Origin of the sequence: Sphingomonas trueperi (assembly GCF_040545665.1) — a bacterium.
GTDB classification, from domain to species: domain Bacteria; phylum Pseudomonadota; class Alphaproteobacteria; order Sphingomonadales; family Sphingomonadaceae; genus Sphingomonas; species Sphingomonas trueperi_B.
In genome coordinates, this window is record NZ_JBEPMH010000001.1 from 583,883 (window position 1) to 606,912 (window position 23,030).

The 23,030-nt window shown below is 67.7% G+C and carries 21 protein-coding genes and 1 tRNA gene; 14 read left to right on the forward strand and 8 right to left on the reverse strand.

Annotated elements, in window-relative coordinates:
• Window positions 1–79: 79 nt before the first annotated feature.
• The 3 genes from ABIC65_RS02665 to ABIC65_RS02675 are packed head-to-tail and all read left to right on the forward strand — an operon-like array spanning window position 80 to window position 3,086.
• Window positions 80–1,222, forward strand: a complete 1,143-nt coding sequence (locus ABIC65_RS02665; RefSeq protein ID WP_354306624.1) for an 8-amino-7-oxononanoate synthase — start codon at window positions 80–82, stop codon at window positions 1,220–1,222.
• Complete coding sequence (gene bioD, locus ABIC65_RS02670) at window positions 1,219–1,845, forward strand: dethiobiotin synthase (RefSeq protein WP_354306625.1); 627 nt, start codon at window positions 1,219–1,221, stop codon at window positions 1,843–1,845. Before ABIC65_RS02665 ends, bioD begins: the two co-directional genes overlap by 4 nt.
• Complete coding sequence (locus ABIC65_RS02675; protein ID WP_354306626.1) at window positions 1,845–3,086, forward strand: adenosylmethionine--8-amino-7-oxononanoate transaminase; 1,242 nt, start codon at window positions 1,845–1,847, stop codon at window positions 3,084–3,086. Before bioD ends, ABIC65_RS02675 begins: the two co-directional genes overlap by 1 nt.
• On the opposite strand, the gene ABIC65_RS02680 is transcribed toward ABIC65_RS02675, so the two are convergent.
• The 4 genes from ABIC65_RS02680 to ABIC65_RS02695 all read right to left on the reverse strand — a co-directional run bounded on the left by ABIC65_RS02680 (window position 3,087) and on the right by ABIC65_RS02695 (window position 5,738).
• Window positions 3,087–3,518, reverse strand: a complete 432-nt coding sequence (locus tag ABIC65_RS02680) for a TM2 domain-containing protein (RefSeq protein WP_354306627.1) — start codon at window positions 3,516–3,518, stop codon at window positions 3,087–3,089.
• Between the two features lie 217 nt (window positions 3,519–3,735).
• A complete protein-coding gene (gene cysS, locus ABIC65_RS02685; protein WP_354306628.1) occupies window positions 3,736–5,166 on the reverse strand; it encodes a cysteine--tRNA ligase in 1,431 nt (476 codons plus the stop codon).
• Between the two features lie 41 nt (window positions 5,167–5,207).
• The gene (locus ABIC65_RS02690) at window positions 5,208–5,498 is read right to left on the reverse strand and encodes a hypothetical protein (RefSeq protein WP_354306629.1); all 291 of its coding nucleotides are present in this window, start codon (window positions 5,496–5,498) and stop codon (window positions 5,208–5,210) included.
• Between the two features lie 3 nt (window positions 5,499–5,501).
• Window positions 5,502–5,738, reverse strand: coding sequence for a hypothetical protein (locus ABIC65_RS02695; RefSeq protein ID WP_354306630.1), 237 nt, complete (start codon window positions 5,736–5,738; stop codon window positions 5,502–5,504).
• 184 nt (window positions 5,739–5,922) lie between these two features.
• Here ABIC65_RS02695 and ABIC65_RS02700 point away from each other — a divergent pair, with 184 nt between their 5' ends.
• Window positions 5,923–6,321 carry a glycine zipper 2TM domain-containing protein gene (locus ABIC65_RS02700; protein ID WP_354306631.1) on the forward strand — a complete coding sequence of 133 codons (399 nt, stop codon included), beginning with the start codon at window positions 5,923–5,925 and terminating at the stop codon, window positions 6,319–6,321.
• A 94-nt stretch (window positions 6,322–6,415) separates the two neighbouring features.
• Here the strand turns inward: ABIC65_RS02700 and ABIC65_RS02705 are convergent.
• Window positions 6,416–6,489 (reverse strand) — tRNA-Cys (locus tag ABIC65_RS02705).
• Between the two features lie 164 nt (window positions 6,490–6,653).
• On the opposite strand from ABIC65_RS02705, the gene ABIC65_RS02710 reads away from it, so the two are divergent.
• The 4 genes from ABIC65_RS02710 to ABIC65_RS02725 are packed head-to-tail and all read left to right on the forward strand — an operon-like array spanning window position 6,654 to window position 11,497.
• On the forward strand, window positions 6,654–7,337 hold the full coding sequence (locus tag ABIC65_RS02710) for a protein-L-isoaspartate O-methyltransferase family protein (protein ID WP_354306632.1): 684 nt from the start codon (window positions 6,654–6,656) through the stop codon (window positions 7,335–7,337).
• A gap of 17 nt (window positions 7,338–7,354) precedes the next feature.
• Window positions 7,355–8,908 carry a TolC family outer membrane protein gene (locus ABIC65_RS02715; protein ID WP_354306633.1) on the forward strand — a complete coding sequence of 518 codons (1,554 nt, stop codon included), beginning with the start codon at window positions 7,355–7,357 and terminating at the stop codon, window positions 8,906–8,908.
• 37 nt (window positions 8,909–8,945) lie between these two features.
• The gene (locus tag ABIC65_RS02720; RefSeq protein ID WP_354306634.1) at window positions 8,946–9,398 is read left to right on the forward strand and encodes a DUF2497 domain-containing protein; all 453 of its coding nucleotides are present in this window, start codon (window positions 8,946–8,948) and stop codon (window positions 9,396–9,398) included.
• A 53-nt stretch (window positions 9,399–9,451) separates the two neighbouring features.
• Window positions 9,452–11,497: a S9 family peptidase gene (locus ABIC65_RS02725; RefSeq protein WP_354306635.1), complete on the forward strand. Its 2,046-nt coding sequence runs from the start codon at window positions 9,452–9,454 to the stop codon at window positions 11,495–11,497.
• Window positions 11,498–11,639: 142 nt separating this feature from the next.
• Here ABIC65_RS02725 and ABIC65_RS02730 read toward each other — a convergent pair whose 3' ends face one another.
• Entirely contained in the window at window positions 11,640–12,359 is a 720-nt protein-coding gene (locus ABIC65_RS02730; protein ID WP_354306636.1) for an MOSC domain-containing protein, read from the reverse strand.
• A gap of 139 nt (window positions 12,360–12,498) precedes the next feature.
• On the opposite strand from ABIC65_RS02730, the gene recA reads away from it, so the two are divergent.
• From recA to ABIC65_RS02750, 4 genes are all read left to right on the forward strand, one after another.
• A complete protein-coding gene (recA, locus tag ABIC65_RS02735) occupies window positions 12,499–13,569 on the forward strand; it encodes a recombinase RecA (protein WP_093295065.1) in 1,071 nt (356 codons plus the stop codon).
• A gap of 193 nt (window positions 13,570–13,762) precedes the next feature.
• Window positions 13,763–13,972, forward strand: a complete 210-nt coding sequence (locus ABIC65_RS02740) for a hypothetical protein (RefSeq protein WP_354306637.1) — start codon at window positions 13,763–13,765, stop codon at window positions 13,970–13,972.
• Window positions 13,973–14,040: 68 nt separating this feature from the next.
• On the forward strand, window positions 14,041–16,128 hold the full coding sequence (locus ABIC65_RS02745; protein ID WP_354306638.1) for a catalase: 2,088 nt from the start codon (window positions 14,041–14,043) through the stop codon (window positions 16,126–16,128).
• Window positions 16,129–16,226: 98 nt separating this feature from the next.
• Window positions 16,227–16,853, forward strand: a complete 627-nt coding sequence (locus tag ABIC65_RS02750; RefSeq protein ID WP_354306639.1) for a glutathione S-transferase family protein — start codon at window positions 16,227–16,229, stop codon at window positions 16,851–16,853.
• Between the two features lie 15 nt (window positions 16,854–16,868).
• Here ABIC65_RS02750 and ABIC65_RS02755 read toward each other — a convergent pair whose 3' ends face one another.
• Window positions 16,869–18,191, reverse strand: a complete 1,323-nt coding sequence (locus ABIC65_RS02755) for a dicarboxylate/amino acid:cation symporter (RefSeq protein ID WP_354306640.1) — start codon at window positions 18,189–18,191, stop codon at window positions 16,869–16,871.
• Window positions 18,192–18,495: 304 nt separating this feature from the next.
• On the opposite strand from ABIC65_RS02755, the gene ABIC65_RS02760 reads away from it, so the two are divergent.
• Together ABIC65_RS02760 and alaS are read left to right on the forward strand one after the other, a co-directional pair.
• Window positions 18,496–19,752 carry a M24 family metallopeptidase gene (locus ABIC65_RS02760; protein ID WP_436286693.1) on the forward strand — a complete coding sequence of 419 codons (1,257 nt, stop codon included), beginning with the start codon at window positions 18,496–18,498 and terminating at the stop codon, window positions 19,750–19,752.
• 100 nt (window positions 19,753–19,852) lie between these two features.
• Window positions 19,853–22,504, forward strand: a complete 2,652-nt coding sequence (gene alaS / locus ABIC65_RS02765; protein WP_354306641.1) for an alanine--tRNA ligase — start codon at window positions 19,853–19,855, stop codon at window positions 22,502–22,504.
• A gap of 9 nt (window positions 22,505–22,513) precedes the next feature.
• Here alaS and ABIC65_RS02770 read toward each other — a convergent pair whose 3' ends face one another.
• Window positions 22,514–23,029, reverse strand: a complete 516-nt coding sequence (locus tag ABIC65_RS02770) for a hypothetical protein (RefSeq protein WP_354306642.1) — start codon at window positions 23,027–23,029, stop codon at window positions 22,514–22,516.
• Between the last annotated feature and the right edge of the window lies 1 nt (window position 23,030).

The following is a 23,030-nucleotide window of genomic DNA, read 5'->3' on the forward strand; positions in this document are numbered from 1 at the left end:
CAAGTGTTTTCTTACCCCCGCGGGGTAAAGGTAGGCAGATCGATTGCACGCGGGCGCGGCCGGGTGTAGCCGCGCCGCGATGTACGCATTCGAAGCACAGGCGCTCGACCTTGCCGATCTGGCGGCCCGCGGCCGAGGACGCAGCTTGATCGCACGCGAGGGCGCGGACTTCGCGTCCAACGACTATCTCGGCCTTTCCGATTCGCCGGCGCTGCGCGACGCGGTGGCGGCGGCGCTGGCGCGCGGCGTGCCGATTGGCTCGGGCGGCTCGCGGCTGCTGCGCGGCAACCATGCCGAGCACGAGGCGCTGGAGGCCGAAGCCGCAGCGCTCTTCGGGCGCGAGTCGGCGCTGTATTTCTCCAGCGGCTATGCGGCCAACGCAGCGCTGCTCGCGACCTTGCCACAGCGCGGCGACCTCGTGCTGTTCGACGCACTCGTCCATGCCAGTGCGCATGAAGGGATGCGGCTGGGTCGAGCGGAAACCCGTCACGTTCGGCATAACGATGTTCCCGCCTACGCCGAGGCGATCGCCGGCTGGCGTCGCGAGGGCGGGGCAGGGCGGGTTTGGATCGCGGTCGAGAGCCTCTACAGCATGGACGGCGATGTCGCGCCGCTCGCCGATCTGTCCGCGCTGGCCGAGGCCGAGGGCGCGGTCCTGCTCGTCGACGAGGCGCATGCGACCGGCGTATACGGCCCGCAGGGGCAGGGGCTGGCCCACGGCCTTCCGACCACGAACCTGATTACGCTGCACACCTGCGGCAAGGCGCTGGGCTGCGAGGGCGCGCTGGTCACCGGGCCGGCGATCGTCCGCGACTTTCTCGTCAATCGCGGGCGCGCGTTCATCTTCTCCACTGCGCCGTCGCCGCTGATGGCGGCCGCGGTGCGGGCGGCGCTGCGTATCGTGGCGGAAGGGCACGATCTGCGGTCTGCGCTGGCAGAGCGGATCGCCGCCGCCCGAACCGCGCTCGCGCCGCTCGGCGTCCCTGCTGGCGCCACCCAGATCCTGCCGCTGATCCTCGGCGACGATGCGCGGACCATGGCGGTCGCGGGGGCGTTGCAGGAAAGCGGCTTCGACGTCCGCGGCATCCGGCCGCCAACCGTTTCGGCGGGCACCTCGCGCCTGCGCATCTCGATCACCAACAACGTGTCGCTCGGCCAGATCGCCGCGCTCGCGGAGCGGCTGGCGACGCTTCTTCCCGCAATCGAGCCCATCGCAGCATGACCCAGACCTTCATCGTCACCGGTACCGATACCGGCATCGGCAAGACCGTTTTCGCCGCAGCGCTGGCCGGCGCGCTCGGCGCCCGTTACTGGAAGCCCATTCAGGCAGGCCTGGACGACGGCAGCGACAGCGCGCGCACCACGACGCTGTCCGGCCTGCCGATCGAGTATATTCTTCCCGAGGCCTATCGTCTGGTGACGCCCTGCTCCCCGCACCTGGCTGCCGAGATTGACGGCGTCCGCATCAACCTGGATCGCCTCGCGCTGCCGGAGGTCGACGGGCCGCTGGTAGTGGAAGGGGCTGGCGGCGCCCTGGTGCCGGTGACCCGCGAGATCCTCTACGCCGATGTCTTCGCCCGCTGGGGCAAGCCGGTGGTGCTGGTCGCGCGCACCGCGCTGGGCACGATCAACCACAGCCTGCTCTCGCTCGAGGCACTCCGCGCGCGCGGCGTGCCGATCCACGGCATCGCGTTCGTCGGCGATCCGGTCGAGGACAGCGAGGCGACCATCGCGCAGATCGGCAAGGTCAAGCGCCTCGGCCGCCTGCCGATGCTGCCCGATCTGACGCCCGACGCGCTCGCCCAGGCGTTCGCCGACGCCTTCGACCTGGCGGACTTCGCCTGATGTCCTCGGTCTGGCACCCCTTCACCCAGCATGGCCTCGGCGAGCCGATCCCGATGGTCAGCCGCGCCCGCGACGCGGTGATCCACACCGCGGACGGCCGCAGCTTCATCGATGCGATCTCGTCCTGGTGGGTGACGACGCACGGCCATTGCAACCCGCGGATCATGGCGGCGATCGCCGAGCAGGCGGGCAAGCTCGACCAGATCATCTTCGCCGGCTGGACCCACGAACCGGCCGAAACGCTCGCCGCCGGGCTGCGGAAGATCCTGCCGGACGCGCTTGAACATATCTTCTTCAGCGACAGCGGCTCGACGGCGGTGGAAGTCGCGCTCAAGATGGCGCTCGGCTACTGGCACAATCGCGGCGAGGACCGCAGCCGCATCCTCGTGCTCGAACACAGCTATCACGGCGACACGATCGGCGGCATGTCGGTCGGTGCGCGCGGGGTGTTCAACCGGCCCTATCAGCCGCTGCTGTTCGACGTCGGCACCATTCCTTTTCCGAGCGCGGGGGCCGAGCAGGCAACGCTCGACGCGCTGGAAGCGGAATGCCGCGCCGGTGCCGCTGCCTTCATCGTCGAGCCGCTCGTGCTGGGGGCAGGGGGGATGCTCTTCTATACCCCCGCGCTACTCGCCGAGATGCGCGCCATCTGCACGCGCCACGACGTGCTGTTCATCGCCGACGAGGTGATGACCGGCTGGGGCCGCACCGGCACGCTGACGGCGTGCGAACAAGCGGGCGTGGTGCCCGACATCCTGTGCCTTTCGAAGGGCATCACCGGCGGCGCGATCCCGCTGGCGGTGACGTTGGCGACCGCGCCGATCTTCGCGGCGCATGTGTCCGAGGACCGGGCGCGGATGTTCTTCCACTCCTCCAGCTACACCGCCAACCCGATCGCCTGCGCCGCTGCCGTGGCCAACCTCGCGATCTGGCGCGAAGAGCCGGTGCGGGACCGCATCGCGCAGCTGGGCGCATGGCAGCAGGCGGCGCTGGATGGGCTGGCAGACATCCCGGGCCTGGTCGGTCACCGCCGCATCGGCACGATCGCCGCGCTGGAGATCGAGCAGCCGGAAAATGGTTATCTCTCGGCGATCGCGCCGCGACTGATGGCCTTTGCGCGCGACCGCGGCGTGTTGCTCCGTCCGCTCGGCAACACGGTGTACGTGATGCCGCCCTACAGCATCACGCGCGACCAGCTGGAACAGGTCTGGGGACTGGTGCCCGAATTCCTCGGCGCCTGATCAGCGGCGCGGATAGCGCTGCGCGAACTCGGTATCGCTCATCAGCAGATAACGGATCGCGTCGACGAACGCCCAGACGCCGGTGACCAGCGCGCCGACGATGGTGCAGGTGAGCAGCAGCATCACCACGCCCGACCCGGTTCTGCCGAGATAGAAACGGTGGATGCCGAGCGTACCCAGGAACAGCGCGAGTACCGCAGCGACGATCTTGCTGCGCGGCTCGCCCGTGGGGGCCGGCAGGTCGCCGCCCTCGAGCAGGCGGAAGATGCGGCGGGCGCGCTTGCCGTCGACGTCGAAATCGACCTTGGCGCCGACGACGGGGTGGCGGCTGTCGCTCCAGTCTTCCTGGGTGAAGACATAGCGGCTGCCGTCCTCGCCCGAAATCTGGCCTTCGCCGCTCGACCGATCCACGCCCAACACTTGCCCGCGCATTGCTTCCCCCGAAAAATCGTCGCGTTTTGTGGGGGAGGTACCGGCGGGAAGGCAAGAGGCGATTTGCGAACCAGCCATATCATCCCCCGCCAGGGGGAGGTGGCCTGCGCCAGCGGGTCGGACGGGGAGGATGCCAGAACCTCTCGGCCGTCGTGCTTCCTCCCCCTCCGTCGCCTGCGGCGCCACCTCCCCCTGCCGGGGGAGGAAACGGGGATGCCTACAGCGCCGGCTTCCAGTCCCAGCCGAGCGGGTCGCCGTCCATCACCTCGACCCCTGCCGCGACGAGATCGTCGCGGATGCGATCGGAGCGCTGGAAATCCTTCACCACCCGGGCTTCCTTGCGCTCGACCAGCAGGTCGGCGATCGCCTCGGGCGTGATCGTCGCCTCCTTGGGCTGTACGCGCAGTTCCTCGCGGGTCAGCTCGGAAAGCCGCAGGCCCAGAACCTTGTCGAACTCGGCGAGCGCGGCCAGCCGATCCGCCGGCGCGGTGCGCTTGTCGGCCAGCATCTCGTCGAGCACCGGCAGCGCCTTGGGCGTGTTGAGATCATCCGACACGGCTGCGTCGAGCTTCTCGAGCCACGCCGCCGGTGCGGTACCTTCGCCTTCGGCGCGGGTACGGAGCGCGGTCACCGTCATCACCAGCCGCTTGAGCCGGGTGAGCGCCGCGGCGAGATTCTCGGCCGAGAATTCCAGCTCGCTGCGATACTGCGCCTGCAGGCACAGCAGGCGATAGGCGAGGGGATGCACGCCCGCGTCGATCAGCGACTGGAGCGTGGTGAACCCGCCCTTGGACTTGGACATCTTCCCCTGTCGGTCGACCAGGAAATTGTTGTGCATCCAGAAATGCGCGCCGGTGTCGCCGCAGCCGCAATAGGCCTGGTTCTGCGCGATCTCGTTCGGGTGGTGGATCTCGCGATGGTCGATGCCGCCGGTGTGGATGTCGAACGGCGCGCCGAGATACTGGATGCTCATCACCGAGCACTCGAGGTGCCAGCCGGGCGCACCTTTCCCCCAGGGAGAATCCCATTCCATCTGGCGCTGCTCGCCCGGCGGCGACTTGCGCCAGATCGCGAAGTCCTGCGGATGGCGCTTGCCGTCGACCGGATCGATCCGGCTTTCCGCGGCATCGTCGGCTGCACCTGCGAGGCGGCCATAGTCGGGCACGGTCGTCACGTCGAAATAGAGGCCCGACTCGAGCTCGTAGCAATGCTCGGGTGCGATCTTTTCGGCGAAGGCGATCATCTGCTGGATGTGATCGGTCGCCACCGACCATTTGCTAGGTGCGGCGATGTTCAGGTCGGCGATGTTCTGCTTGAACGCCGCGGTATAGTGTGCGGCGATGTCCCAGATGCTCATCGCCTGGGCGCGCGCGGCCGCTTCCATCTTGTCGTCGCCGGCATCGGCGTCCGATGTCAGGTGGCCGACATCGGTGATGTTGATGATGTGGGTGAGGGGATATCCCTTCCAGCGCAGCACCCTGCTTAGCGTGTCGGTGAACACATAGGCGCGCAGGTTTCCGAGATGGGCGTAATTGTAGACCGTCGGCCCGCACGAATAGACGCGGACGCCCTTGGCGGGGTCGAGCGGCTGGAACGGCTCGATCGAACGGGAAAGCGAATTGTAAAGCGTCAGCGGAGCGTCATGCATGGGCAGCGCATAGCGAACAAAATGCCCGCGACAAACCCGGCTTAGTCCGCCAGCGCGGACGCCTCGGCGATCGCTGCGTTGACCATCGCGCTCCAAACGCGGGCGGGATCGTCGCCGGCAGCGCGGCCGGCCTCGATCATCGTCGCGGTCGGCTCGCGCAGCGTACGCAACACCGCCATCGCCCGGTCGGTCTCGCGCGGCCAGATCGTGTCGACGATCTCGCTCACCGGCCGACCGAGCTCGCCGGCACCCTCGGCATTGGGGCTCAGCATCTCGGCGGCGATGACGCGGGCGATTCGCTCGATCGGCGAGGTGTTGGCGACGCTCGTCATGGTTCAGGCCGCCAGCGGCGGATGGGCAGGGCGGGCGTGGAGCGCGCTGCTGCCGGCCGCGCCGTGATGGAGCGGCAGGGCCGTGCCACAGAACGCGCACTCGGCCGTCATCCGCCCGACCATCCAGTGCGACTGGCCGCAGCCGGGGCAGGGATTGGTCTCGTGCGGGCGGTAGGCCATGCGGTAGCCGGTCAGCGCGCGGCGGATGCCGAAATCGTACATGCGGAAGGTTCCCTCCAATAGGCCGAAAGAACGTTTCCCAGGTGTCATGGTTCCGCGCGCATGTGGGGCGCGGGCCGTCCCGATCCGGGCCAATAGATTAGCTGAACATTGCCTAACGAGCGCATTCAGGATGCAAACAGCGTGTTTGTGCGAATCAGGCTTCAGACGGCGGCCCCCGCTGCCGCCGCGAGGAGATGAAGACATGAAGAAGTTTCTGATCGGCGCCACCATGGCTGCCACGCTGATGACCGGTTCGATCGCCGCGACCCCGGCGGCCGCTCAGGACTGGGGCTATCGCGACGGCTACAACCATTATGACCGCGACTATCGCGACGGCTACCGGGATGCCCGGGACTATCGTGACTACCGCGACTATCGCGACGATCGTCCGCGCTACGCCTATCGCGGTCGCAACTATCGCCGCTGCAGCGACGGCACCGCGGGCACCATCCTCGGCGCGATCGCAGGTGGCCTGCTGGGCGGTGAGATCGGCCGCGGCAGCTCCTATCGCCGCAGCGGCACCGGCATGATCATCGGTGCAGGCGCTGGCGCGCTGGCCGGTCGCGCGGTCGATGGTGGCGATTGCCGCAACGGCCGTTGATCCCGGCAATCAAAGACGAAAGGGCGTCCGCTGCACGGGGCAGCGGGCGCCCTTTTCGTATCAGCGAAGTGGAGAAGGGCGCGCCTGGCGCCGGTGGAGGCCCGAGCCGGAATCGAACCGGCATATACGGATTTGCAGTCCGCTGCGTCACCATTCCGCCATCGGGCCATCCGGAGGTGAGGCGCGGCAAATGCCCTCGGGGTGGGGGTGATGTCAACAGAGTTTCAAAATAACGTCGCACTCGCTTGGCGAGCCCCGCACTCCGCGATAGAAGCCCTGGGACAGCAACAAGTGTATTGCACAACTAATACGGTTGTGCGACAAGCGGAGTGATGATGGCCCTTATGGTCGACCCTGCGCCCCTCGAAGCGCCCCGTTTCGAAGCGATGCGCCACGCCATGGTGGCGAGCCAGCTGCGTACCAACGCAGTGAACGATCCTCGCGTGGTGACGGCGATGTCACAAGTCCCGCGCGAAGTGTTTCTGCCGCCGGAGCAGCGCGCACTCGCCTATCGCGACACGCTGCTGCCGCTCGGCAATGGCCGCCGCCACGATTCGCCGCTGGCGACCGGCCGGCTGCTGACCGAGGCGGAACTGCAGTCGAGCGACCATGTCCTGCTGGTGGGTGCTGCCGGCGGCTATGCCGCGGCGCTGCTCTCGCCGCTGGTGGCGTCGGTCGTCGCGCTCGAGGAAGAGCCGGCGCTGGTCGCGATCGCGCGCGGCGGGCTCGCCGGTGCCGCCAATGTCGAGCTGGTCCAGGGCCCGCTCAACGCAGGCTGGGCCGCGCGTGGTCCCTATGACCTGATCGTGATCGACGGTGCCGTCGAGGAACTGCCGCAGGCGATCGTCGACCAGGTCAAGGTCGGCGGCCGCATCGTGACGGGCGTGATCGACCGCGGCGTGACGCGGCTGGCGCTCGGCCGCCGCACCGAGGGGGGCTTCGGTCTGGCGGACTTCCTGGACGTCGAAGTGGCGACGCTGCCGGGCTTTGAGAAACCGAGAAAATTTACCTTTTAACCTTAAAAGCGGGGCTCATGCGACTGAACATTTTGCTCATTGGTGTGAGCCTCGTTTCCCTCGGGGCGCCGGCGTTCGCCCAAACCGCGCCCAGCGGCCGTCAGGACGTGCCGGCTCCCGGCGCCAAGACCGCCGCGCCGACGACGACGCTGCAGGACGCGCTGGCCCAGGCCTATGCGACCAATCCGGACATCCAGACCCAGCGCGCCAACCAGCGCGCCAATGACGAGAATGTTGCGATCGCGCGCTCGCAGGGGCTGCCTGGCCTCAATGCCACGGGCAGCGCCAATGACAGCCTGTACAATACCAACGCGACCGCGCTGACGCCATCGCGCCAGGCGCAGCTGGGGCTCAACCTGTCGCAGCCGATTTACAGCGGCGGCAGCATCCGCAACTCGGTGCGCGCCGCCGAGGTGCGGGTGAATGCCGGCCGTGCCAATCTGCGCGGCGCCGAGGCGGACATTTTCACCCAAACGGTGACCGCCTATCTCAACGTCATCCGCGACGAATCGATCGTCCGCCTCAACCAGGAAAATGTCCACGTCCTGGAGGTGAACCTCCAGGCGACGCGCGACCGCTTCCAGGTGGGCGACCTGACCCGCACCGACGTTGCCCAGTCCGAGGCGCGCCTCGCGCTTGCCCAGTCGCAGCTGCGCAGCGCCGAAGCGCAGCTGATCGGCAGCCGCGAAACCTATATCCAGGTCGTCGGCACCCCGCCGGGCGTGCTCGCGCCGCCGCCGGCGCTGCCCAACCTGCCGCAGGACGTGCAGACCGCCGAGCAGGTGGCGCTCGCCAATAACCCGTTCCTCGAAGCCGCGCAGCTCGCCCGCGATGCCTCCCGCTACGATACCCGCGTCGCGAAGGCGGGGCGCTTGCCGCAGGTGAGCGTCGGCGCCGGCGGCACCTATCTCAATTATCTCGGCTCGGTCGGCGATATCGGCCGTCGCGCCGGGCTTACCCCGACGGCAACCACCGCCACGGTGGGCGTGCAGGTGTCCCTGCCGCTGTTCCAGGGCGGCCGCCCGGCGGCGCAGGTCCGTCAGGCGCAGGCGCGCGAAGGTGCCGCGATCGAGACCGTGACGCTCACCGAACGCGGCGTGATCGCCCAGGCCCGCTCGGCCTATGCCAGCTACCAGGCGGCGCTGCGCGTGATCGAATCGTCGCGCACCGCGGTGCAGGCCAACCAGCTCAGCCTCGAAGGCGTGCGCGCGGAAAACAGCGTCGGCACCCGCACCATTCTCGACATCCTGAACGCCGAGCAGGAACTGCTCAATTCGCAGGTCCAGTACGTCACCGCCGAGCGCGACGCCTATGTTGCCGGGTTCAGCCTGCTTGCGTCGATGGGCCGCGCCCAGGCCAAGGACCTCAATTTCGACAGCCGCCTGCTCTATGATCCGGCGGTCAATTACACCCGCGTGCGCAATCGCATCAACGACTGGCGCGACGACAAGGCGCCCCAGCCGGTGGCGACCAGCACCCGGTCCACGCCCGCGCAAAGTGCCGAGGTGATCGGCGCGCCGCTCGACCCGACGCTGCAGCGTTCGGTTGACAGCGACCGCCCCAATCCCTGATTGAGGGGGTTCGCACTCGAAGGCCAGGATGGACGCGATGGGGACTGCCAGCAGCGAGCCGTCGATGGAGGAAATCCTCGCATCGATCAAACGGATCATCGCCGATGACGAGCCCGGCGCGTTCGCCCGCGGCCGCCCGCTACGCGCGGTGCACGAGCCCGAGGTAGAGCCGGCGCAGGAGGAAGCGCTGGTCGAGCCACCGCACGAGGATGTGCTCGAGCTGCACGAGCCGATCGCCGAAGCGCCCGCGCCGATCGCCGCACCGGTGGACCCGATCCTCTCCGATCGCGTCGCCGAGGCAAGCCGCGAGAAGCTCGAGGCGCTGTCGCGGCTGATCGTCAGGCCGCAGGTGCCGGGATCGGACACGCTGGAGGGGCTGGTCCGCGAAATGCTCAAGCCGATGCTGCGCGACTGGCTCGACGAGAACCTGCCGCAGCTGGTCGAGCAGATCGTCGCGCGCGAGATCGCCCGGATCACCGGCACCCGCTGAGCCGCAAATCCGGCGATTGTATCGGGCGTTACCTTCCGGCTATCGTCGGCGGCATGAAGCAGTTCCTCGTCGCGAGCGTCGCGCTCGCCGCCATCGCCGCGCCCGTTTCGGCGCGAGACCTCACCATTCAGGACGTTGTCGGCCTCTCCCGCGTGGGGGCGCCCGCCGTGTCGCCCAACGGCCATTGGCTCGTCTGGCAGCAGCGCGAGACCGATCTCGCCGCGAACAAGGGCCGCTACGACCTTTGGCGGCTGGATCTCACCGCCAAGGGCGCCAAGCCCGAGAAGCTGGTCGCCGAGCCGCTGGTCAACGAAACCGCGCCGCAGATTTCCGCCGACGGCAAGACCGTGTGGTTCCAGTCCGACAAGGGCGGGGAGGATGCGGTGTGGTCGGTTTCGATCACCGGCGGCACGGCCACCCAGATGACCCATATCCAGGGCGGTTTCAGCGGCTTCAAGGTCTCGCCGGACGGCTCCAAGCTGCTCGTCTGGGCGGATCGCAAGCCCGGCGCGCCGACGGTGACGCCGGCGATGGAGAAGAAGGATCCGAACGCCGGCTCGGGCCGCGTCTACCAGCAGCTGTTCGTGCGCCATTGGGATACATGGTCGGACGGCACCCGCTCGCAGCTCTTCGTGCTGCCATTCGGTCCGCAGGGGGCGACCGGCGACGGCATCGCGATCGAAGGCGGGTTGGTCGGCGACACCCCCTCCAAGCCCTCGGGCGGCGGCGAGGAAGTCGCCTGGAGCGCCGACGGCAAGACGATCTATTTCGCGCTGCGCGAGGCGGGGCGCATCGAATCGCTCTCGACCAATCTCGACATCTTCGCGGCCCCCGCCGACGGTTCTGCGGCGCCGGTGAACCTCACCAAGGGCAATGGCGGTATGGACAATCTGCCGACGCCTTCGCCCGACGGGAAGTGGCTCGCCTGGTTCGCGATGGCGCGGCCGGGCTATGAGGCCGATCGCCAGGTGCTGATGCTCCGCAACCTCGCCACCGGCGACGTGCGCGCACTGACCGCAGGCTGGGACCGCTCGGTCGCCTCGATCGCCTGGGCTACCGATTCGAAGACGATCTACGTCACCGCGCAGGACGTGCAGGAAGAGCCGGTCTTCGCCGTCTCGCTGGCGGGCAAGGTCGAGCGGCTGACCGAGAAGGGCAGCGTCTCGGCCGTGGTGCCGACCAGGGGTGGGCTCGTCTATGCGATGAACAGCCTAACGGCGCCGGATGATTTCTACTGGCTCAAGGGCAAGAAGAGTACGCGGCTAACCGCGGTGAACGCGGAGAAGCTGGCCGGCATCTCCATGCCCGAAGTGACCCGCTACAGCTTCAACGGCGCCAATGGCGACACGGTCTGGGGCTATGTCGCCAAGCCGGCCAACCTTGCAGCGGGGGCGAAGGCGCCGATCGCCTTCGTCGTCCATGGCGGGCCGCAGGGCAGCATGGGCAATAGCTGGTCCTACCGCTGGAACCCGGCGGTGTTCGCCGGGGCGGGCTATGCGGTGGTCGCGGTCGATTTCCACGGCTCGACCGGCTATGGCCAGGCCTTCACCGATGCGATCCGCAACAATTGGGGCGGCGGTCCGCTCGAGGACCTGAAGAAAGGCCTGCGCGCCGCGACCGATCGCTTCGCCTTCCTCGACGGCGACAAGGCCTGCGCGCTCGGCGCCTCCTATGGCGGCTATATGATGAACTGGATCGAGGGCCAGTGGCCCGATCGCTTCAAGTGCATCGTCCAGCATGACGGCGTGTTCGACGCCCGCGCCATGGCGTACGAGACCGAGGAGCTGTGGTTCGACGAGTGGGAACATGGCGGCAAGGCCTATTTCGAGGACCCTGCCGCGTTCGAGCGCTGGAACCCGGTCAACTATGTCAGCGCGTGGAAGACCCCGCAGCTGGTGATCACCAGCGAGAAGGACTTCCGCATCCCCTATACCCAGGGGCTGGCCGCCTTCACCGCGCTCCAGCGGCGCGAGATCCCCTCCAAGCTGCTCGTCTTCCCGGATGAGAACCACTGGGTGCTCAAGCCGAAGAACTCGCTGCAATGGTATGGTGAGGTGCTCGGCTGGATGGACCAGTGGACGGGCAAGGCGGGGAAGTAACGGCTGGGGGAGGGGCTCTGGCCCCTCCCAACCACTCGTCATTCCGGCGAAAGCCGGAATCCATTGAGGCCTCCGTTTCGGCTCCTGCCGAACTCGAGTGGCGTCTGGATCCCGGCTTCCGCCGGGATGACCATTGGAGAGGTTACCCCACCACCCGCACCGGATCGCTCACCCGGATCAGCCCTGGCCGCGCCGGTGCCGAATAGAGCCCGTAGCAAGCCGAAAAGCGATGGGCGACGGTGCGCAGGATCGTCGGGTCCTTGGCGCCGGTGTCCGGATCGATCGTGATCAGCACGCAGCGCTGGATCGGATCGGCGCATTGCACGATCGCGCCGTCCTCGCTCGGGTCGCCAAAGGCGAGGCGAAGGCCCTGCCACTGCTCGGGCAGAAGCTCGCTCTCGATCGTCACGTTGATGCGAAAGCGGCGCGGATCGATCCGGCCGCCATGCGCGGTCTCCAGCGCGCGGTGCCCGGCGCTGGTCTGGAGCGAGATCGGCATGGAGTCGTACACGCCGCGCGCCACCTGGATCAGCGACACCGGCTCGCGCGCGGCCTCGGCAAGGTGAGCGTGCAGCCCGGCGTCGTGGAGCGAGCGCATGCCGCCGTCGGGTGCCTCGACCTCGACCGCGCTCGTCTTGGGGGCGGCCGGATCGGCGAAGCGGGCGCGGTGGAGCACCATGCCGGGCACCTCGCGCGCGGTAAGCCACGGAAAGCGCGTGCCGTTTGCTGCACGAATAAAGGCGTATTGGCGATCGCCCTCGATGCCCTGCCAGTCAACTTCCGCGGTCGACAGGGCCTCGCCGGCCATGGACTTCACCGGAAAGCGGGCTAGGGCGGAGACGTGGCCGACGATCATGGTCATCCCGCACCGCTAGCCAGCCCCGCGCGTCGCCGCAAATGTTCCTGTGCGTTCCGCTCTTGTTCCAAGAGAACAAATGCGATACATGGATGCCAACAGTGTTGAACGCGGCGTGCAAACCCTCTAGCGACGGGGCTTCCCAATGGCAGCATCTCTCAAGGTGATCGACGGCAATATGGCCAATCCCACGGACAAGCAGAAGGCGCTCGACGCCGCCCTCGCGCAGATCGACCGCGCCTTCGGCAAGGGCTCGGCCATGCGGCTGGGCTCGAAGGAGACGATGCAGGTCGAGGCGATCTCCACCGGCTCGCTGGGGCTCGACATCGCGCTCGGCGTCGGCGGGCTGCCGCGCGGCCGCGTGATCGAAGTCTATGGTCCGGAAAGCTCGGGCAAGACGACGCTGGCGCTGCACGTGATCGCCGAGGCGCAGAAGAATGGCGGCGTCGCCGCCTTCGTCGACGCCGAGCACGCGCTCGACCCGGTCTATGCCAAGAAGCTGGGCGTCAATATCGACGAGCTGATCGTCTCGCAGCCCGATACCGGCGAGCAGGCGCTGGAGATCGTCGACACGCTGGTCCGTTCGAACGCGATCGACGTGCTGGTGGTCGATTCGGTCGCAGCCCTGGTGCCGCGCGCCGAAATCGAAGGCGAGATGGGCGACAGCCATGTCGGCCTCCAGGCCCGCCTGATGTCGCAGAGCCTGCGCAAGCTCACCGGCTCGATCAGCCGCTCGCGCTGCATGGTGATCTTCATCAACCAGCTGCGCATGAAGATCGGCGTGATGTACGGCAATCCGGAGACGACGACGGGCGGCAACGCGCTGAAGTTCTATGCTTCGGTCCGCCTCGACATCCGCCGCACCGGCCAGATCAAGGACCGCGACGAAATCATCGGCAACGCGACGCGCGTCAAGGTGGTGAAGAACAAGGTGGCGCCGCCGTTCAAGCAGGTCGAATTCGACATCATGTACGGTGAGGGCATCTCCAAGATCGGCGAGATCCTCGATCTCGGCGTGAAGGCGGGGCTGGTCGAGAAATCGGGCGCCTGGTTCAGCTACGACAGCATCCGCATCGGCCAGGGGCGCGAGAATTCGAAGAATTTCCTGCGCGAGAACCCGGAGGTCTGCAATCGGCTGGAAGCCGCGATCCGCGGCCGCACCGAGCAGGTTGCCGAGGGCCTGATGGCTGGTCCGGAGCCCGACGACGATATCTGATCGGGAACCCTCTGACGCGTTGGCGGAACCTGCCGGGACGTGCGATGCCGCGTCGTTCTCGGCAGACCTCTCCGACCGCGTCGCTGCTGCCCGGGCCATGCTGCGATCGGCATGGCCCGAGGCAGTGGAGCGGGAGGCTCCATGCGGGACGGGGCACACACGCCTCTACGCAGCCTCCGGTGGCGGCGCGGCGGTGCTGCGGCTGATCGTCGATCCGCCCAACCTGCTGCTGCACTTCGCGGAAGGCGCCGCACTTCCCGATCCGGCCGGACTGCTGCGAGGCGAGGGCCGACGTGGCCGCTATATATGCCTGGGCGCGGTCTCTCCCGATGACCAACCCGCGCTGCACGCGCTGATCGCTGCCGCGACGGCCAGCGCCCCGGCTGCGACTAAATCGTTATAGATCACAAAGCTGGCGCAACTGCCTGACCCACGGCTCGTTGGAGCTTCGCACGCTTGCGAGGATTTCCCATGACCGATCAGAACAGCCGCAACGCCCCCGCCGGGGGCGAAACCCATCAGGTGACCGACGCCGAGCACCCGGTGCTCACCACCAACCACGGCACGCCGATCAGCGACAACCAGAACCAGCTGAAGGCGGGCGCGCGCGGCCCCGTGCTGATCGAGGATGAAGTCTTCCGCGAGAAGATGAACCATTTCGATCACGAGCGCATTCCCGAGCGCATCGTCCACGCCCGCGGCTCGGCGGCGCATGGCTATTTCGAGGTGACCGACAGCCTAGCGGACATCACCGTCGCCGACCTGTTCCAGAAGAAGGGTCAGCGCACCGAGGTGTTCGTCCGCTTCTCCACCGTCGCCGGCGGCGCCGGCTCGGTCGACACGCCGCGCGACGTGCGCGGCTTCGCGGTCAAGTTCTACACCCGCGAGGGCAATTGGGATCTGGTCGGCAACAACATTCCCGTGTTCTTCATCCAGGACGCGATCAAGTTCCCCGACCTGATCCACGCCGCCAAGATGGAGGCCGATCGCGGCTATCCTCAGGCGGCGACGGCGCACGACACCTTCTGGGATTTCATCAGCCTGATGCCCGAATCGACCCATATGATCATGTGGGCGATGTCCGACCGCACGCTGCCGCGCAGCTTCGCGACGATGGAAGGCTTCGGCATCCACACCTTCCGCTTCATCAATGCGGAAGGAAAGAGCACCTTCGTCAAGTTTCACTGGAAGCCCAAGGCGGGGCTCGCCTCGACGATCTGGGACGAGACGGTGAAGATCGCCGGCGCCGATCCCGATTTCCAGCGCCGCGACCTGTTCGAGCGCATCCAGCGCGGCGATTATCCGACCTGGGAACTCGGCGTGCAGCTGTTCGACGAGGACTTCGCCAATGCGCAGCCCTATGACGTGCTCGATGCGACCAAGCTGATCCCCGAGGAAGTGCTGCCGGTGCGGATCGTCGGCCGGATGGTGCTGGATCGCTATCCCGACAATTTCTTCGCCGAAACCGAACAGGCCGCGTTCGTGCCGAGCCATGTCGTCCCCGGCATCGGCTTCAGCAACGATCCGCTGCTCCAGGGCCGGTTGTTCAGCTATACCGATACGCAGCTGTCGCGGCTGGGCTCGGTCAATTTCCACCAGCTGCCGATCAACGCCGCCAAGGGCCGCGCCGAAGCAGCGGGCTGTCCGTTCCTGAATCAGCAGCGCGACGGCCATATGCAGATGGCGGTGCCCAAGGGCCGGGCCAATTACGAGCCCAACAGCCTCGCCAAGGCGGGCGAGGAAGGCGGCGCGCGCGAGGATCCCGAGAAGGGCTACAAGACCTTCCCGGCGGAAGAGCAGGGCCAGAAGCTGCGCATCCGTCCCGAGAGCTTCGCCGATCACTATAGCCAGGCGCGACTGTTCTTCCGCTCGATGGATCCGGCCGAGCAGGCGCATATCGCCTCGGCGCTGGTGTTCGAGCTGTCCAAGGTCAGCCTCGAGCATATCCGCGTGCAGGTGATGGCCAATCTGCGCAACGTCGACGAGACGCTGGCCCAGCGCGTCGCGGACGGGCTGGCGATGGATCTGCCCGAGGCGGCACCGACCGCCGCGCCGGTGCTCGACATGGACCCGTCGCCTGCGCTCCGCATCATCCGGGGGCCCCGCGAACTCCACACGCTGGAAGGCAAGACCGTTGGCATCCTGATCGCCGACGGCACCGATGCGGGCGAGCTCGCGACGCTCAAGGATGCGATCAAGGCCGCCGGCGGCAATGCGATGACGATCGCCCCCAAGGTCGGCGCGGTGCCATTGTCCGATGGATCCAAGATCGCCGCCGATGCGCAGCTCTTCGGCCAGCCCTCGGTGACGGTCGACGCCTGCGCGGTGATCCTGTCGGAGGAGGCCGCCGCCAAGCTCGTCAAGGAGGGCGCGGCGGTCCAGTGGGTGATGGATGCGTTCGGCCATCTCAAGGCGATCGGCGCCAATGCCGCCGCCCAGCCGCTGCTCGACAAGGCGGCCGTCGAACCCGACGAAGGCGTCACCGATCTGGCCGGCTTCGTCGAAGCGGCCAAGCAGCGCTACTGGGATCGCGAACCCAAGGTGCGCACGCTCGCCTGACCGGCATCCCTGCAGCTTGCGCGGCGCTTCGCCGTCGCGCAAGCTGCAGGCCTGTGCAGACAGCGACGGCGAACGCCGCGCCAACCGGAGGGGCCGACTTGACGATCATCGTCCATCATCTCGAAAATTCCCGCTCGCAGCGGGTGCTGTGGCTGCTGGAGGAACTCGGGCTTCCCTATGAAGTGAAGCGCTACGAGCGCAACAAGGCGACGATGCTCGCCCCGCCCGAGCTGAAGAAGGTGCACCCGCTCGGCAAGTCGCCGGTGATCGAGGATGGCGGCACGGTGGTCGCCGAAACCGGCGCGATCCTGCAATATCTGGTCGACAAGGCGGACGGCAAGCTCGGCGCACCCGCCAACCGCGAGGATGCGCTGCGCTACCGCCACTTCCTCCATTATGCCGAAGGCTCGCTGATGCCGCCGCTGCTGGTCATGCTGGTGCTCGCCCGCGTGCCGTTCTTCGGCAAGCTCGGTCTCAAGAAGTTCCGGCCGATGGCCGAGGTGCATTTCGACTATGTCGAAGGCGAACTGGCCCAGCGCCCGTGGTTCGCCGGCGATACCTTCACCGCGGCGGACGTGATGATGAGCTTTCCCATGGAAGCCGCAGTCAAGCGCGCCGGCATCCTTGAAGGCCGCCCGCACATCGCGGCGTTCCTCAAGAAGATCCATGCCCGCCCGGCCTATCAGCGTGCGCTGAAGGCTGGCGGGCCCTATGCCTATGCGTGAAATTTCCGGGAGCGCTCAGCGCCCGGCATAATCCTCGAACTTGTCCGCATCGTGCGGCCCCCCGGCAGGGAGCGGCCGCACTGCCGGCTCGGCTTCGTCAGGCTCGTCCAGCTTGCCTTCCCAGCGCGCGACCACCGCAGCCGCCACGGCATTGCCGACGACGTTGGTCGCGGTGCGGCCCATGTCGAGGAAATGGTCTACCGCGAGGATCAGCAACACGCCCGCCTCGGGAATGTTGAAATGCGCGAGCGTGCCGGTGATCACCACCAGGCTGGCGCGCGGCACGCCGGCAATGCCCTTGCTGGTGACCATCAGGATCAGCAGCATCTGGATCATCGTCGCCCAGTCGAGATGGATGCCATAGGCCTGCGCGATGAAGATCGACGCGAAGGTCATGTACATCATCGAGCCGTCGAGGTTGAACGAATAGCCGAGCGGCAGCACGAAGCTGGCGATGCGCGGCGGCACGCCGAAGCGATCGAGTGCATCGAGCGTGCGCGGATAGGCGGCCTCGGACGAGGCGGTCGAGAAGCCGAGCAGGATAGGATCGCGCAGATAGCGGAACAGCAGGCCGGTGCGCGGCCCGATTACCAGGAAGCAGGCGCCGAGCAGCACCGCCCAGAGCGCGGCGAGGCCGATATAGAAGCTGCCCATGAAGAAGGCGAGGTCGCCGACCACACCCAGCCCCTTGGTCGCCAGCGTCCGCGCCACGGCGCAGAACACCGCGACCGGCGCGAACAGCATCACATAGCCGGTTACGGTCAGCATCACCGAAACCAAAGCTTCCAACCCGCGCAGCAGCGGCTTGGCCTTGTCGCCCACCGCCGCCATGCCGACGCCAAAGAACAGCGAGAAGATCACCAACTGGAGGATGTCGTTGCTCGCCATCGCCTCGATCGCGCTGGTCGGCACGATGTGGGTGAAGAACTTGGCCGCATCGAAGGCGGTGCGATCGACGCCGCTCGATGCGTTGGCCGGCGGCAGCGGCAGATGCAGCCCGGTGCCCGGGTGAAGGAGGTTCACCAGGATCAGGCCGAGGGTGAGCGACACCAGGCTGGCGCAGACGAACCAGAAGAACGCCTTCAGCCCCACGCGCCCGATCGCGCCGCCGCCCCCCATATGCGCGATGCCGACGACCAGCGTGGAGACCACCAGCGGCGCGATGATCATCTTGATGAGATGGAGGAACATCTGGGTGGGGATGTCGAGGCCATAGGCGATCGATTCGAGCGTCGCCTTGCCCGCGTCCGTACCCCCATAGCCGAGGTTCAGCCCCCAGCCGATCAGCCCGCCCAGCAGCAGCGCCGCCAGGATGAACCAGGTTAGTCGTTTACCCACACATGCTCCCTGTAGAATCGTCGCGGGAGGGAAGGGGATTGTTGCGCCCGGGTCAAGCCCGGGGGCGCGCTGTCGGTCTCACCGCGGCACCGTGCGCCGGGGCGGATCGCGGGTCGCACCAGGCGGGGGCGGGCCCCACCGGCGGCCGCGGCGCTGCCGGCGGGAGCATGGGCCCCAGCAGCAGCAACAGCGGCACGATGGCGACGATCCGTCTGATATCCATTCCTCGATCCCGGCGCGAAATCCTTGCCGACCGGGCCCGCTTCGTCCTACGCGAACGACAATACAAGAGCGAGGGCGTGACATGACGGCTTGGGCAACGACGCGGCGGAACCTGATCGGGGGCATGGCGGCGCTGCCGGTGCTCGGGCTGCCGGGGATCGTCCGCGCGGCCGAGCCCGACCTCGCCCAGCTGCAGGACATGACCGGAAATGCCCGCCCGATCGGCCCGGAGGAGCGGCGCGCGCGGCTCGCCAAGGCACAGGCGCTCATGAAGGCGAACGGCATCGGCGCGGTGCTGATCGAGCCCGGCGCGAGCCTGGTCTATTTCACCGGCATCCGCTGGGGCCGCAGCGAGCGGCTCACTGCCGCGATACTGCCGGCCGAGGGCGAGCCCTGCATCGTCACGCCCTTCTTCGAGGAACCGCGCACCCGCGAGACGCTGGCGATCCCGGCCGAGGTGCGGGTGTGGCAGGAGGACGAGGATCCGCTCAAGATCGTCGCCGGCTTCCTCAAGGACCGCAAGCTGGCCGCGCTGCCGGTCGGGATCGAGGAGACGGTACGCTTCTTCGCGGTCGATGGGCTGCAGAAGAACGGGTTGCGCGTGACTTCGGCCAATCCGGTCGTGCGCGGCTGCCGGATGATCAAGAGCCCCGCCGAACTGGCGCTGATGCAGCTCGCAACCGATATCACCATTGCCGCCTATCGCTTTGTTTATGCCAGGGTAGACAAGGGCATGCGCCAGCGCGACGTCTCCGCACTGATGGACGCGGCGACGCGCAAGCTGGGCGGCGATCCCGAGTTCAGCATGGTGCTGGTCGGGGAAGGGGCCGCCTATCCGCACGGCACCAAGACGCCCTCGCCGGTCAGCGACGGCGCGATCGTGCTGATGGACTGCGGCTGCAACGTGATGGGCTACCAGTCCGACGTTTCGCGCACCTTTGTCCACGGAACGCCAAGCGCCGAGCAGCGCAAGGTGTGGGACGCGGTGGCCAAAGGCCAGCAGGTGGCCTTCGCCGCGGCGAAGCTCGGCGCGCCCGCGGGCAGTGTCGACGATGCCGTGCGCGGCTATTATGCGTCGCTGGGCTATGGGCCGGACTATAAATTGCCGGGCCTGTCGCACCGCACCGGCCATGGCATCGGCCTCGACGGGCACGAGCCGGTCAACCTCGTCCGCGGCGAGAAGACGCCGCTCGCGCCCGGCATGTGCTTCTCCAACGAGCCCGGCATCTACATTCCCGGCAGCTTCGGCGTGCGGCTGGAGGATTGCTTCCACATGACCGAGGCTGGGCCGAAATGGTTCTCCACCCCGCCGGTCTCGATCGACCAGCCGATGGGCTGAACCGCTCGGCACGCGGACCTGTTCAATGCGAATGCGGAACGATCAGCATGATCGACGTGTTTCGCTTGAGCGAAAGCCGCTCCGCCCCTAAGTCGGCCTCATGACGTCGACCAATGATATCCGCCGCTCGTTTCTCGACTATTTCGAGGGCCAGGGCCACGCCCGCGTCCCCAGCGCGCCGCTGGTGCCGCACAACGATCCCACGCTGATGTTCGTGAATGCGGGCATGGTGCCGTTCAAGAACGTGTTCACCGGCCTGGAATCGCGTCCCTACAGCACCGCGACCAGCAGCCAGAAGTGCGTGCGCGCGGGCGGCAAGCATAACGATCTCGACAATGTCGGCTATACTGCCCGGCATCACACCTTCTTCGAGATGCTCGGCAATTTCTCGTTCGGCGACTATTTCAAGGAACAGGCGATCACCCATGCCTGGACGCTCCTGACCAAGGAATGGGGCATCCCCGCCGAGAAGCTGACCGTCACGGTGTACCACACCGACGATCAGGCCTTCGACCTGTGGAAGAAGATCGCGGGCCTCCCCGATCACAGGATCATTCGCATCCCGACCAAGGACAATTTCTGGGCGATGGGCTCGGACGGTCCCTGCGGCCCCTGCTCGGAGATCTTCTACGACCACGGCGATCATATCTATGGCGGCCCTCCGGGTTCGCCCGAGGAGGATGGCGATCGCTTCGTCGAGATCTGGAACCTCGTCTTCATGCAGTTTGTGCAGGAAAATGACGAGATCATCGGCGACCTGCCGCGGCCGAGCATCGATACCGGCATGGGGCTGGAGCGCATCGCCGCCGTGCTGCAGGGCGTCCACAACAATTACGACATCGACACCTTCAAGGCGCTGATCGACCAGTCGGCCGCCCTGACCGGCGCGCCCGCTAGCGGCGACCAGGTCGCCAGCCACCGCGTGATCGCCGATCACCTGCGCTCCTCGGGCTTCCTCGTCGCGGACGGCGTGCTGCCGGCGAACGAGGGCCGTGGCTATGTGCTCCGCCGCATCATGCGCCGCGCGATGCGCCACGCGCACCTGCTCGGTGCGAAGGATCCGCTGATGTACCGGCTGGTGCCGTCGCTGGTCGCCGAGATGGGCGCCGCCTATCCCGAGCTGGTCCGCGCGCAGCCGCTGATCGAGGCGACCTTGCTCCAGGAGGAAACCCGCTTCCGCCAGACGCTCGCCAACGGCCTGCGCCTGCTCGATGAGGCGACGGTCGGCCTCAAGGCCGGCGACACGCTGCCGGGTGCGACCGCGTTCAAGCTCTACGACACCTTCGGCTTCCCCTATGACCTGACCGAGGACGCTCTGCGCGCCAACGAGATCGGCGTCGATCGCGCCGGCTTCGACGCGGCGATGGCCGAGCAGAAGCGCGCCGCCCGCGCCGCCTGGAAGGGCTCGGGCGAGAAGGCGTCGGAAGAGCTGTGGTACGACCTCGCCGACGAACTCGGCGGTACCGAATTCACCGGCTATGTCAGCACCGAGGGCGAAGGCCAGGTGGTGGCGCTGGTCAAGGATGGCGCGCGGGTGGAGAAGGCGGTCGCCGGTGACACGGTGACGATCCTGACCAACCAGACGCCCTTTTACGGCGAGAGCGGCGGCCAGATGGGCGACGTGGGCGTGATCTCCAGCGATAAGCTGCGCGCTTTGGTGGACGACACATCCAAGCCGCTCGGCCGGCTGCATGCCCACCATGCCAAGATCGAGAGCGGCGAAGTCGCGGTCGGCGATGCCGTGCATCTCTCGGTCGATGTCGAGCATCGCGACCAGGTCCGCGCCAACCACTCGGCGACCCACCTGCTGCACGCGGCGCTGCGCAAGCGGCTCGGCACCCATGTCAGCCAGAAGGGCAGCCTGGTGGCGCCCGAGCGGCTGCGCTTCGACTTCTCGCACCCCTCGGCGCTGACGCCCGAGCAGATCGCACTGGTCGAGGCCGATGTGAACGCGCAGATCCGCCACAACGGCACGGTCGAGACTCGCCTGATGACCCCGGACGATGCGATCGCCGCCGGCGCGATGGCGCTGTTCGGCGAGAAGTACGGCGACGAGGTCCGCGTGCTGTCTATGGGGCTGGGCGAGGATGCGTCCTACTCGGTCGAGCTGTGCGGCGGCACCCATGTCAACGCGACGGGCGACATCGCGATTTTCAAGATTGTCTCCGAAAGCGCCGTCTCTTCGGGCGTGCGCCGTATCGAGGCGCTGACCGGCGAGGGCGCTCGGCTCTGGCTCAACGCCCGCGACGAGCGCCTGCGCGAAGCCGCCGCTGCGCTGAAGACCGCGCCCGACGACGTGCCCGCGCGTGTCGCGGCGCTGGTCGAGGAGCGCCGCAAGCTCGAGCGCGAGTTGGCCGAGGCCAAGAAGGCGCTGGCGCTCGGCGGCGGTGCCGGGGCGGCACCGGCGGGTCCGGAGCAGGTGAACGGCATCAACTTCGTCGGCCAGGTGCTCGACGGGCTCGAGGCCAAGGCGCTGCGCGGAGCGGTGGACGAAGCCAAGGCACGGATCGGCAGCGGCGTGGTCGCGCTGGTCGCGGTGAACGAGGGCCGTGCGTCGGTCGCGGTCGGCGTCAGCGACGGGATCGGCGTCAGCGCGGTGGACCTGGTGAAGGTCGCGGTCGCGGTGCTCGGCGGTCAGGGCGGCGGCGGCCGTCCGGACATGGCGCAGGGCGGCGGTCCGGACGGGGCCAAGGGCGCCGACGCGCTCGCGGCGGTGAAGGCGGCGCTGGCGGAAGCCCAGGTCACCGCCTGATCCTCAGGGTCAGCGCCCGGGGGCGTAGCCGTCCTCGGGCAGCACCCAGATCGCCGTCTGGCTCATCTCCGGGCGCAGCAGGCCGTCGATGGTGACGTTCACGGTCAGCTCGCCTGCGCCGGCATCACGATAGCAACGCTCATGGCCGGCGAGCGGCTGCAACGCCTCGAGAAGCTTGGCACGCGTATTCGCCTCCAGCGCGGGGCTGAGCGCCGTGCCGTTGCTGGTCAGCTTGCCGGCATTGAAATCCGCGGGGCGGATGCGGCTGCACACCATGCCGTCGCGCACCTGGCCGAAAGTGGAATATTCGAGCACGATCACCGGATCGCGGTTGACCACGCCGGTCACGAGCGCGTCGAACGCGCCGTCGCCGCGCAGCGTGTAGCGGACGATCGTGCCGCAGGTGCGCGCGCTGCGATCGGGATCGATGCAGCGGATGCGCCCGGCCTTGGCCGGGACGAGCGGATCGGAAACGGCTTCGCCCTGCACGGGGGCGAGCATGGCGAGGGCGAGGGAAAGCAGCATC

What these genes read in the sequence shown, in the direction of transcription:
- ABIC65_RS02665 (WP_354306624.1), top strand. Translation starts at nt 80, where the DNA reads ATGTACGCATTCGAAGCACAGGCGCTCGACCTTGCCGATCTGGCGGCC.
- bioD (WP_354306625.1), top strand. Translation starts at nt 1,219, where the DNA reads ATGACCCAGACCTTCATCGTCACCGGTACCGATACCGGCATCGGCAAG.
- ABIC65_RS02675 (WP_354306626.1), top strand. Translation starts at nt 1,845, where the DNA reads ATGTCCTCGGTCTGGCACCCCTTCACCCAGCATGGCCTCGGCGAGCCG.
- ABIC65_RS02680 (WP_354306627.1), bottom strand. Translation starts at nt 3,518, where the DNA reads ATGCGCGGGCAAGTGTTGGGCGTGGATCGGTCGAGCGGCGAAGGCCAG.
- cysS (WP_354306628.1), bottom strand. Translation starts at nt 5,166, where the DNA reads ATGCATGACGCTCCGCTGACGCTTTACAATTCGCTTTCCCGTTCGATC.
- ABIC65_RS02690 (WP_354306629.1), bottom strand. Translation starts at nt 5,498, where the DNA reads ATGACGAGCGTCGCCAACACCTCGCCGATCGAGCGAATCGCCCGCGTC.
- ABIC65_RS02700 (WP_354306631.1), top strand. Translation starts at nt 5,923, where the DNA reads ATGAAGAAGTTTCTGATCGGCGCCACCATGGCTGCCACGCTGATGACC.
- ABIC65_RS02710 (WP_354306632.1), top strand. Translation starts at nt 6,654, where the DNA reads ATGATGGCCCTTATGGTCGACCCTGCGCCCCTCGAAGCGCCCCGTTTC.
- ABIC65_RS02715 (WP_354306633.1), top strand. Translation starts at nt 7,355, where the DNA reads ATGCGACTGAACATTTTGCTCATTGGTGTGAGCCTCGTTTCCCTCGGG.
- ABIC65_RS02720 (WP_354306634.1), top strand. Translation starts at nt 8,946, where the DNA reads ATGGGGACTGCCAGCAGCGAGCCGTCGATGGAGGAAATCCTCGCATCG.
- ABIC65_RS02725 (WP_354306635.1), top strand. Translation starts at nt 9,452, where the DNA reads ATGAAGCAGTTCCTCGTCGCGAGCGTCGCGCTCGCCGCCATCGCCGCG.
- ABIC65_RS02730 (WP_354306636.1), bottom strand. Translation starts at nt 12,359, where the DNA reads ATGACCATGATCGTCGGCCACGTCTCCGCCCTAGCCCGCTTTCCGGTG.
- recA (WP_093295065.1), top strand. Translation starts at nt 12,499, where the DNA reads ATGGCAGCATCTCTCAAGGTGATCGACGGCAATATGGCCAATCCCACG.
- ABIC65_RS02745 (WP_354306638.1), top strand. Translation starts at nt 14,041, where the DNA reads ATGACCGATCAGAACAGCCGCAACGCCCCCGCCGGGGGCGAAACCCAT.
- ABIC65_RS02760 (WP_436286693.1), top strand. Translation starts at nt 18,496, where the DNA reads ATGACGGCTTGGGCAACGACGCGGCGGAACCTGATCGGGGGCATGGCG.
- alaS (WP_354306641.1), top strand. Translation starts at nt 19,853, where the DNA reads ATGACGTCGACCAATGATATCCGCCGCTCGTTTCTCGACTATTTCGAG.
- ABIC65_RS02770 (WP_354306642.1), bottom strand. Translation starts at nt 23,029, where the DNA reads ATGCTGCTTTCCCTCGCCCTCGCCATGCTCGCCCCCGTGCAGGGCGAA.